The sequence below is a fragment of the Mesorhizobium sp. M7A.F.Ca.CA.004.12.1.1 genome, from assembly GCF_003997835.1.
Lineage (GTDB): Bacteria > Pseudomonadota > Alphaproteobacteria > Rhizobiales > Rhizobiaceae > Mesorhizobium.
In genome coordinates this window covers 1-11327 of record NZ_RZRK01000100.1, presented here as the reverse complement: position 1 = coordinate 11327, position 11327 = coordinate 1, and the positions used below count along the sequence as shown (strand labels likewise).

Here is an 11327-nt window from a genome sequence, read left to right as displayed (position 1 = left end):
GAATAACAATAAATTAGTGTTTCATCCCGTCGCGACCTGTCGCAGCCGGTATCGACAAAGCGCGTGGTTTTATGTAGATCATTCTGTAGATCACTTATGGGCCCGGGCAACCGGTTGTAGCAAGATTGGTCGCTGGACAGATGCCGAAACTCGAACTCACCGACAAATTCTGCCAGGCTGCCAAGGCCGGCTCCGGCCGAAAAGCCGACTATTTCGATACGACCGTCAAAGGTCTTGTGCTGCGCGTCTCGGCGGGTGGGCAAAAGACCTGGTTCGCGGTTTACGGGCCGCCCGACAAGCGGCAATGGTTGAAGCTCGGCACCTATCCCGAGACACCGCTCGGCACCGACAAGGGCGCTCGCCAGAAGGCCAAGGACACTCGTGCAAGCGTGCAAGAGGGCGGCGACCCTGTGGCCGCCAAGAAAGCGCACGCCGCCTCGATGACCGTCTCTGATTTGGTCGAGAGCTATCTCACCCGCCGGGCATCATCGCGGCGGTCGGTCGATGAGATCGCGCGCCGGCTGCGCAAGAATGTGTCCGGCTATGACGCTGACGGAAAGAAGGTCGAGAAGGCATCATCTGGGTGCATCGGCGAGGTGAAGCTCGCGGACCTGCATCGTCGCGACATCACTAAGGCGATCGACGCGGTGAAGGACCGGGGCGCGGCCGTCGAGGCAAACCGGGTGTTCGAGGACATTCGCGCCATGATCCGATGGGGGCGCGGTCGTGGCGATCTGGACAACAACTTGACCGAAGGTATGGCTAGGCCGACCGAAACGGTCGAGCGCGACCGCGTGCTGACGGCCGACGAGATCAAGACGATGTGGGCGGCCTTGCCCGAAGCCGACATGCGGGAAAGCACCCGCCGCATTCTGCGCCTGTGCTTGGTTACCGGACAGCGTGTTGGCGAGATCGCCGGCATGGAGCACGGCGAACTGGACTTGACACGCGACCTTTGGACGATACCAGCCAGGCGCGCGAAGAACGGCCGCGACCATATTGTCCCGCTGTGCGAAATGGCAATCCGGATCATCGGCGATCAGATCGCAGACGTGAAGGCGCTGTCGGAGCGCAAGGGCAGGGCGGTACCGCCTTTCGTTTTTCCTGGACCGGGCGCCCGTGCAGCAGTCACCGGCGCATCTGTCCCGAAGGCAGTGAAGCGAGAAGAGATCAGCAAGCGCGGCGTAGCGATGATCATGGGCATTGCACCGTGGACGCCGCATGACCTTCGGCGATCTGCTGCGACGGGCATGGAAGAAATCGGCATTTCGCCGTTCATCGTCGGGCATGTGTTGAATCACGTTTCGGCGACCAAGAGTACGGTCACGTCGCGGGTATATGCGCGCTACGACTATATGAGCGAGAAACGGGATGCCTTGGAGCGTTGGGCCGATCGGCTTGCCGGCATCATTGCAGGCAAGAGCCACATCGAACCTCTGCGAGCGAAGGCAGTTGCATGAACCGGTCTGAGCAGTCGCCGTTCGACCCCGAAACCCTTCTGCCGCTCGTCGAAGTCTTCGCGGTTGATCCCTCTGACTGCGGCCGCAATCGAATGATTGTCGGCTAATGGACGCGCTTTGCCTTGCCTATCGGGAGCTGTTTCACCGATCCTACGTCCTTTCGGAACGCCGTGACAAACGCACGCCGACACCACCGCCATTTTCAGGAATGAACTCGATGCCGGCATTCTCAAGCGTTTTCTGGAGGAGATATCGCGTTCCTGTTTGAGGAACAGAACGCTCGTTTTCGAAATTGCGAATGGTAACAGCACTCGCGCCGGAGCGGGCGGCGAGATCCTCTTGCGTCCATTTCAACAGCGCTCGTGCGGCGCGACATTGGGAAGAATCCATGCCGCAAACTGGTGATAACTCCCGAAAATCGCAAGCCTTTTCGGAAAACGTTGACAATGGCTTTCTAAAAACAGACAATCCTTTCGTTTTTAGAAAGCGGCCGCACCGAGTGCGCGAACACTCGATGCGGCCTCACCAAAACCCCAGCTGTTAGGAGCTCGGATAATGGCTGATTCCGACAGTAGCATGAGTTCGTTTTTCGTCACCCGGCGGCGCTTGCTGGCGGGCACGGCTACGGCCGCGGCGGCGTGGCCCTTCCAGGTAAAGTCGCGAGCCGCCGAACTGACGGACGGCAGCAGCGCGGCTGATCCTGCTCTTCGTCTGTGTGGCGACTGGCAAAAGATCCATGATGAGACACTGACGCTGTGTCACGAACAGCAGCAGTTGGAGACACACCTCGCCAGGACCGTCGGCTTTCCCTGCGCCGAGGTGCGACTTGCCGATGGTACGAACGTGACGCTCCATTCCATCGAGAGCCTGAACGATGCCTACTCTCCTGAAAATGAAGTCGAATTGGGCAGGGCGCTTGCAGATTTCGCGGCACACCAGGCGCGCTGGGACGCTGCTGATGCTGAGATCGGCTATTCGAGAACAGACGAACTGATCCGGCAATCGGAAACAGCCGAAAGCGCACTTCTGGAGGATCTACCGCAGACAGTGGCCACGTCCATCGAAGGCATTTTGGCCAAGCTCGAGGTCATCCTGCGTGACGGTGAGCACTGGGAACATCCAGACGATTTCCCCTGGCCGCATATCCGATCGGTGTTGGATGACCTCGCCCGCCACACCATAAATATCGATCCGGCGACGATCGCCGGATCGATCGGGTAATCGATAGCTGACGGCTCTTATAGGCGGAGAGGAAGCTGTCTGCCTCAAGGGAAGCCTGATCGATCGCCGGCGTCACGGCCGCTCCGCTGAACGCTTGCTCTGTCAGCCTGAGGGGCGGCCACCGATTCGGCGCGGGCTCTGAAAGGAGATAAGCGGCCAGTTCTGGGCGGTTCGACCCAAAGTTGACTTGGTTGAGCGTGAGGCCGACCATCGTTTCTGGTTTGCCGTGTTCGTTCGCCTCGGCGACGCTTGTAATGGACATGGCCCACTGGGCTCAAGCAATAGCCTCGCCGCCGTGACCGCTGCGTCTCGATGAAGCCCAGTTTTCCGCGCAGTGTGCATCACCCTCATCACGCCTTGTCGCCCTGGTCTTGTGGACGCCACGAAACGGGATTGGAGATCCAGCGACTGATATCGGATTCATGCCAGCCTGCACCGGGGATACTGATCTGAATCTGGCGTGGGAAGGTGCCTTTGGCGATCTTGCGATAGATCGTGGATCGGGACAGACCGGTCCGGGAAAGAACGGTTTTCAGGCGGATGATACGATCTGGTTCAAGCATGGTCGCGCTGCCTTCTGTTGGCTGTTCTTGATTGCTCCTGATCCAGAGAGGACAGACACTTACGGGCGTGCAAGAGGTTTTCCGCCGACGTCGTACCCCGGCCTAGAGACGGCGGCAAATGGGATGGGTTTAGAGTCCAATGCCACGGCCCCGCCCAAGCTCGATACCGTGATTGAAGGCGTTCTAAGTCCGAAACGAAGGCCTGAGACCGAAGAATCCGTGCCCTGAGACAGTCCATACGCGCCCCGAGTCCAGTTTGCCTGGGGTTCCTGGAAGCTTTTCGAACTTTCTGGGTCACTCCACAGCCCAAATTGCGGGTGCTCATGGACAAAGTGGGATACTAGTTTCGGCTTTTCCATGCCTTTGCAGGGATCGACCCCAGTGGCACGTTGCGCCCGATAGCGCGACGGCATGACTTCCAAGTGTGAACGGCAGCTTGGCGCCCAACCCCCGACGCTAGGATCTCTCTCAGTACCGCTCAAAAAGCGCACATTCCGAGTTCTCAGGGGCAGCTCGATCCAGTGGCGGACGTTCGATGTGAGCTTCCTGGCGGTAACGGCCGTCCATGTCGACGGCCAAAGCTAGTGCAGGAACACACTAGACCTGCTGGGGCCTGTGTTCTACTCGCCGCCGATCGGCCGATTGCAGGGCAGAGATGCAGCGTTCCAGCCGTTGAAGCCGCGATTTGCTGGAATGAATGTGGTAGCCGAGCTCGGTAAGCCTTCTTGGCTTGGCAGCCCCTGTCTGGGTAAGTAGCTCAGTTTCCAGTCGGACGATCTGTTCCCTGAGCATTTGGGCTTCGGCCAGCCGCATTTGCCGGATCCAGCTTCGACCTCGCATTCTCCCGGTCCTCCACGCTTTAGTCAAAAGCCCCGGAGGCGCTGCTGCTCTGGTGGGTTCTCGATTGGGCGCTGTTCGGAGTCACGCAATGTCCGTCACCATCGTTGGATATTTTGTGGCTCGCGCGTCCAACCGCGGTTCAAACCTCGACCAATATGCGTCGGCATCTGTGCGCGGCAATCTTTCGATGGGATTTTTTCGCGGCTGGGTTTGGTCAAATTGAGTGACACTCGGAGCCTATGTGCCGACTTAAAAGCGCGATCGGCGAGACGCTCCTTCAGCCGTCTACTGCACGGACGAGGCCCGTAGCAAACCTATCGTTCGCTCGCCCAGCATCGCATGGACGGCAGAGGCGATGATTGAGCCAAGACGCGGTCGGATGCAGCCACTTCGCTGGGCAGAGCCGCTTAACTCTGGTCCACAAACGTTGCGTTTGTGTGGTACAGAACTGCTGTACCATCGTTAAGTGGAATCAAAATCGAACGACCGGGAACCGGGTCATTCGAGGAACAGTTTACATCCCAAATGGTAAAGACGCTCAGCCAGGCTGCATGGAAGAGTGTTATATAAATTAGAGAATTCTAATAGATGCCGTGAATGTGTTTCCTGCCGCCCATGACACCGACGGACTAACATGATTTCTTCTGATCACGAGCTTGATGACGGCTTCAATTCATCCGATCAGGATTTGCAGTCTGTTTCTTCGATTACCGGTGAGTGGACGATTGCGACACAGCGGGGCAGGGCGACCTATTCCCTCATGCCACCCGGGCTGCACACCTTCGAGGCGAGTGAACACGTTGTCTTTGTCGGTCTCGAGGCCGCACCCGTGTGTGCCACACTTGGAGGGGGCAAGGCCGAGCGCTATGACGCGCCGGCAGGAAGCATCATTGTCAAGCCGGCACATCTTGAAGCGCGGCTGCGTCTATCACAGGCGCGGGAGAGCGCCACTATCGTCTACCCGGACGACAGTCTCAAAGAACTGGCCAGGCAGCAATTTGGCCCAGTGGAAACGGAGCTGACGCCTCCGCCCCTGGGCACACGGGACGACAATGCGTTGCGTGTCGCCCAACTGCTCAAGACGGAGCTCACGAAGAAGGAGGGCGCAAACCGCTTCCACGTCGAGCAGCTGATCGCGATCCTGGGCATTCACGTGCTTCACGCATATGCCATACGAACCAGCGGGCCGGAGCAGTTCAAGGGCGGTCTTTCCAGGCAGTCCGCGCAGAAACTGCAGGAGTTCCTGCGAATCAACCTCGCCCGCAAGATATCTGTCGGCGAGCTAGCCGCACTTGCAAAGCTTTCACCGAAGCATTTCACCCAAGCGTTTAGCCGAAGCTTTGGGATGACGCCGCATCGCTACCTTTTGGACCTCCGGCTCGACCACGCCACGCGTCTGTTATCGAACCGAGACATGACCATTGCGGAGGTTGCCTATCTAAGCGGGTTTTCAAGCCAGAGTCATTTGACAGCTGCGATGAGGAAGTTCCGGGGCGCGACCCCGACCCGCTTTCGATCCTCAATCTAGCGTGCGATTTCGGGCATCAGTTAAGGCAATATTAGCGTTACGAAATAATGAGTTGTGATATTCCAGTAACACTCCGGTAGAAGTGTCTAATCAAAACAAAGCGCGTCGGACGTTTTTGTCAAACGTCGTACCTTTTTGAAATACGTCCGGATGTTTCCATGCCCATGTTGGCGCCAGTGTCCTGATTCCTTGGGATGCATTGCATTAAGACTTTCTAATGTAGGGGGATACATGGCTGGGTTGGCCTGCGGCGGGACCATCCATGACCAGAAGGACGGCGGCGACAGTGCCGGCGACCCGAGGCTGAAAGCCGGCCACCTTCATCCTAGGCGCGCATCCTCTCAAGCGCTACCGGGTCCCAAGGGACGGGCGGCGAGGCAAGCAGATAGGCCTATCTTCTCCCAGCTACTGCGCGGTGGCCGGATGACCAAGTGGAAGGGCGAAGCGGCGAGCTACGCCGCTCATATGGCGCAGCCGGCCTCCGCGGCGGCGCGGGCGTTGGCCGCCCCGCTCCTGCCAGCGGTCCTGCTGATGACGCTGGCCACGGGGCCGGCCGCCACCGCCGACAGAAACTGGGATCCCAACGGCACGGCGGCCGGAACTGGCGGCACTGGGACCTGGGACGTGAGCTCCAATCGGTGGAGTCCCAACAGCGACGGCGTCAGTGGTCCTTATACGCCGTGGAGCAACGCCGCTCTCGACAATGCCATCTTCGGCGGCGCCAGCGGAACAATCGCCACAGTGACGCTGGGCGCGCCGATCACCGCGAACAGCCTGACCATCAACACCAACACGACCTATACGGTCACGGGCAGCACGCTGACACTCGCCGGTGCCACCCCGACGATCACCACCAACGGTGTCGCAACCATCAGTTCGATTCTGGCCGGCACTGCGGGACTGACCAAGGCGGGAGCGGGTACCCTGACCCTCACCGGCGCCAATACCTTCGGCGGCGGTATCAATGTGACCGCGGGTAGGTTGAACGTCAGTGGCGATTCGGCGCTCGGCGCCGCCAGCAATGGCATCACCTTGTCGGCGGGCACGATTTTGCAAAGCACTGGCGCGCTCGCCGCTAGCCGCGTTGTTACGCTGCTCTCCGGCACCGCCGCCATTGGAGGAGGTGTCGGCTCTGCGCACATCACCGGCGCCGGCGGCTTTTCCCTGGTCGCACAGACGGTGCTGAGCGATGATACCAATGATTTCACCGGGGCGGTCGCTACCGACAGCTTCAACCTGTACTTCACATCGATCGGCAACCTGGGCGAGGCAAGCGCGCTCGGCGCGGCAACCACGGTGGCCAACGGAACGGTCTTCGTCCGCAATGCCTCCGCCGTCTATACCGGCAGCGGCGATACTTCGAACCGCAGCTGGAACATGGCGCCTAGCACCGGCTCCTCCGCCCTGACAAATCAGGGAACCGGCACGCTGACCGTAACCGGAGACATGACAGCGGGCGGCGGGTTTGCAGCATCTGTCATTCTGAACGCGCAGACGGCGGACCTTGGAGTGCTGGGCGTCATCAGCAGCAACCTTGCAACCCGGCCCTTCATATTCATGGGCGGCGGGACAAACCGCACTATCACATTGGGTGGAGCCAACACCTTTGGTGGTGCCGTCACGATCCAGACCGTTACCGTGAAGGCCAGTTCACTGGCGAACCAGGGGGCCGCCAGCTCGCTGGGTTCAGGCTCAATCATCAACCTCAACACCGGCGTATTGTCCTATACCGGCGCGGGGGCCAGCACCGACCGCATACTGTCGCTCAACGGCGCCAGCGCGATCCTCAATGATGGCACCGGCTCGCTGGCGCTGAGCGGCGCGGCCTCGTTCAATCCAGCCAATCCGGGCGACACCTTCACGCTTGGCGGCAGCTTCGCCGGCGGCAACACCTTTTCGGGCGCGATTTCCGGCAACGGCAATCTGGTCATGAACGGCGCGGCGGGAAACAGCTGGCTGCTCAGCGGCGCCAACACATATGTCGGGTCGACTACCGTCACCAGCGGAACCCTGCGGGCCGGCAGCGCCAACGCGTTCGGCGCGCCCAACGCGGTGGTCGTCAATGGCGGCACGCTGGACCTCAATGGCTTTGATACCACGGCCACGTCGCTCGCCGGCGCGGGCGGCAGCGTGACTCTCAACGGCGCCGATCTGACGATCAACGGCGCCGCCAGCACCAGCTATGCCGGCGTTATCGCCGACGGCGCCACCAGCGGCGGCGGCCTCATCAAGCGCGGCACCGGCACGCTCACGCTGAGCGGGGCAAACACCTATACCGGCGACACCACGGTCAATGGCGGCACCCTGGCGCTGAACTTCGCCGCGCCAGGAGCGCCGACCAGCAACATCATCTCAGGCTCGTCCGGCCTCAACCTGGCCGGCGGCGTGGTCACACTGACCGGCGCAGCGGGCGTGGCAAACAGCCAGACTTTCGACGGTCTGAACGTCAGCGCGGGCAACAACCAGATCGTCGCGACAGCCGGTGTGGGCGGCAGCATGACGCTCAACCTCGGCGCGATCACGCACACCGGCGGCCTGCTCGATTTCAAGCTGCCGACGAGCGGCAGCATCACCACGACCAATGGCGATGGCGCGCTCAGCTGGGCAACCGTCAACGGCACCGACTACGCGCAGGTCAGCGGCGGAGCCATCAACGCCTTCACCGCCTATGCAAACAAGGACAATGCCAGCACCTGGCTGACCGGCGACGTGGTCAGTGACGCGGGCGGGGCGGCCAACACCCCGTTCGCCAACACCGTTGCGGGCAACGTCCAGCTCGGCGGCATCAAATACACCGCCGCGGCCAACTCCATAGTCACCGTCGGCGCCAGCAACACGCTCGGCGTGGACGGCACGATCATTGTCGCCTCCAGCGTCAACAATGCCAGTCAGACCATCACCGGCGGCTCGATCACCGGCGCGACCGGCGGCGGTACGCTGGGCGTGCTCGAAAACAGCACGGGCACCGGTACCTTCACGATCGCGTCGACGATCGTCGACAATGGCGGCGCAACCAGCTTCGCCAAGGGCGGCGCCGGCAAGGTCGCGCTGACCGGCGCGAACAGCTACACCGGGGGCACGACGCTGAGCGGCGGCACGTTGGCCATCGACAGCGTCGCCAATGGCGGCTCTGCGAGCAGCATTGGCGCTTCGGGCGCGGCTTCGGCGAACCTGGTGCTCGAAAGCGGTACGCTGGAATATACCGGCGTCGGTGCGGGCACGACCGACCGCGGCTTTACCCTGGTCAATGGTGGTGCACCGCGGACGATCCAGGTCGACAGCGGCAATCTGAGCTTCGGCGGCGTGGTCGTCGGTTCGGACGATGCCGGATTCAACAAGACCGGCGCCGGCCTGCTGACACTTGGCAATGCCGCCAACACCTATACCGGCATCACGACGATCTCCGCCGGTACGCTGTCGGTCAACACGCTGGCCGATGGCGGTGTGGCGAGCGGTATCGGCGCATCGTCCTCGGATGCCGAGAACCTCGTGATCCAGACCGGCGGAACGCTGCAATATACCGGGGCGACCGCCAGCACCGATCGCGGCTTCACGCTCAACGGAGGCGCGGGTGGCTCGCTCGATGTCACCAATGCGGCAACGACGCTCACCGTCAGCGGCACGGTGGTTGGCGCCGTGCCGTTTCACAAAGCCGGCGCCGGCACTCTGGTTTTTTCGGGCACCAACAGCAACAACGGTCCGACATTCATTGACGGCGGCACGTTGCGCGCCGGATCGACCCAGGCCTTTGGTGGTCCCAATGCCATGAATTTGGCGGATGTCGCCGGCGTCACGCTCGACCTGAACGGTTTCAACAACAAGGTCGGCGGGTTGTCGGGAGGCGGCGCGAATGGCGGTACCGTTCGCCTCGGCGGAGCGACCCTGACGGTCGGCGGCACGACCGTCAGCTTCAGCGGCGCCATCACCGGGGCCGGCGGCCTCACCAAGGACAATAGCAGCACCCAGACGTTTGTCGGCTGCAACAACACCTATACCGGCGCGACGAACATCATCGGCGGTACGCTCAGCGTGGATTGCCTTGCCAATGGCGGCCAGGCAAGCGGCATCGGCGCTTCGACCAGCGCCTCCGCCAACCTTGGCCTGAATGGCGGCGTCCTTGCCTATACCGGCGGCAGCATCAGCATCGACCGCGGCATCACACTTGCCACTACCGGTGGGGCCATCAACGTGGTGAATGCCGCCACCGTGCTCGGCGTGAGCGGCCCGATCGTCGGTGCCGGCGCCTTCCGGAAGGACGGCGCAGGCACGCTCGTCCTGTCCGGTAACAACACCTATACCGGCATCACGACAGTCACAGGTGGCATCCTGCGCGCCGGCTCCAGCAGCGCCATCGGGGCGGGTGGATTCGGCCTGAACAACACCGCCGGTGTCGCACTCGATCTCAACAATTTCAGCACCTCCATCTCCTATCTGAATGGCGGTGGCGCCATAGGCGGCAATGTCACGCTTGGCACGGCGACGCTGACGATCGCCTCGAACGTCAGCGCGGCCGGTTTTGCCGGCGCGATCAGCGGCAGCGGCGGGATCATCAAGGGCGGAACCGTCACCCAGGCGCTCAGCGGCTGCGCGAGCTCCTATACCGGCAGCACCACTGTCAGAGGCGGCGTGCTGCAGGTCTCGTGCCTGGCCAATGGCGGCGTCAACAGCGCGATCGGCGCATCGAGCAGTGCTGCGGCCAACCTCGTCCTCACCGGCGGCACCCTGCAATATGTCGGCACGGGCGACAGCACCGATCGCCTGTTCACGCTCGGCGCCTCGGCCGGCAGCCGGCTCGAATCCTCCGGCACCGGCGCGATCGCCTTCACCAATACCGGAGCGATCGCATTCTCGGCTCTCGGCACGAGCCAGACGCTGGCGCTCGGCGGCACCAACACCGGCAACAACAGCCTTGCCGCACAGATCACCAACAACGGCGCCGGCGTGACCTCGCTGACCAAGGACGGCGCCGGCACCTGGATCCTCAACAATCAAAACAGCAGCTACGCCGGCATCACCACGATCAATGGCGGTGTGCTCGGCGTCAGCAAGCTGGCGAATGGCGGCCAGGCAAGCAGCATCGGCGCCTCGTCCAACGCGGCGGCCAATCTGGTGATCGGCAACGGCTCGACGTTGCGCTACACCGGTAGCGGCGACACGACTGACCGGCTGTTCACGCTCTCGGCCGGCACCAGCTTCATCGAATCCTCAGGCACGGGCGCCGTCGTCTTCAGCAACACGGCCGCGGTTACCTATTCCGGCAGCGGCCCGCGCACCATCGCGCTCGGCGGCACCAATACCGCGCTCAACATCATGGGCGGGGCGATCGCCGACGGCGCCGGCGGTGCAACCACGCTGGCCAAGAACGATGCCGGCACCTGGGCGCTCACCGGCAACAACACTTTCACCGGCAACACCGTCATCAACAACGGCAATCTGATGATCGGCAATGGCGGCACCACCGGCAACGCCGGCGCCGGCAACGTGATCGTCAATGCTGCCACCTCAACCTTGTCGTTCAACCGCAGCGACACGTTCAATTTCACCGGCCTTCTCAGCGGCCCAGGCACGATCGCGCAAATCGGGACGGGCGCGACCGTGCTGACGCAAGCCGGCAACGATATCGGCGCCACGCGCATTGACGCGGGTGTCCTGCAGGTCAACGGCGGCCTCACCACACCGACGATCGCCTTGAACGGTACCGGCACGCTCACCGTC

The 11327-nt window shown here is 62.1% G+C and carries 7 protein-coding genes; 5 read left to right on the top strand and 2 right to left on the bottom strand.

Annotated elements, in window-relative coordinates:
* Positions 1-140: 140 nt before the first annotated feature.
* Complete coding sequence (locus tag EN984_RS07815) at positions 141-1460, top strand: site-specific integrase (protein WP_127272211.1); 1320 nt, start codon at positions 141-143, stop codon at positions 1458-1460.
* A gap of 150 nt (positions 1461-1610) precedes the next feature.
* On the opposite strand, the gene EN984_RS07810 is transcribed toward EN984_RS07815, so the two are convergent.
* Positions 1611-1850, bottom strand: a complete 240-nt coding sequence (locus EN984_RS07810; RefSeq protein WP_127271801.1) for a helix-turn-helix transcriptional regulator — start codon at positions 1848-1850, stop codon at positions 1611-1613.
* Positions 1851-2015: 165 nt separating this feature from the next.
* Here EN984_RS07810 and EN984_RS07805 point away from each other — a divergent pair, with 165 nt between their 5' ends.
* Positions 2016-2681, top strand: coding sequence for a hypothetical protein (locus EN984_RS07805; protein ID WP_127272212.1), 666 nt, complete (start codon positions 2016-2018; stop codon positions 2679-2681).
* 350 nt (positions 2682-3031) lie between these two features.
* Here EN984_RS07805 and EN984_RS07800 read toward each other — a convergent pair whose 3' ends face one another.
* Complete coding sequence (locus EN984_RS07800; RefSeq protein WP_127269046.1) at positions 3032-3244, bottom strand: AlpA family phage regulatory protein; 213 nt, start codon at positions 3242-3244, stop codon at positions 3032-3034.
* A 928-nt stretch (positions 3245-4172) separates the two neighbouring features.
* Between EN984_RS07800 and EN984_RS39355 the strand changes: the two genes are divergently transcribed.
* The 3 genes from EN984_RS39355 to EN984_RS07790 form a co-directional block, all read left to right on the top strand.
* The gene (locus EN984_RS39355; RefSeq protein ID WP_256754990.1) at positions 4173-4307 is read left to right on the top strand and encodes a hypothetical protein; all 135 of its coding nucleotides are present in this window, start codon (positions 4173-4175) and stop codon (positions 4305-4307) included.
* Positions 4308-4718: 411 nt separating this feature from the next.
* On the top strand, positions 4719-5612 hold the full coding sequence (locus tag EN984_RS07795) for an AraC family transcriptional regulator (RefSeq protein ID WP_127269045.1): 894 nt from the start codon (positions 4719-4721) through the stop codon (positions 5610-5612).
* Positions 5613-6035: 423 nt separating this feature from the next.
* The coding region (locus tag EN984_RS07790; protein ID WP_206517415.1) for an autotransporter-associated beta strand repeat-containing protein at positions 6036-11327 on the top strand (5292 nt) is incomplete at its 3' end.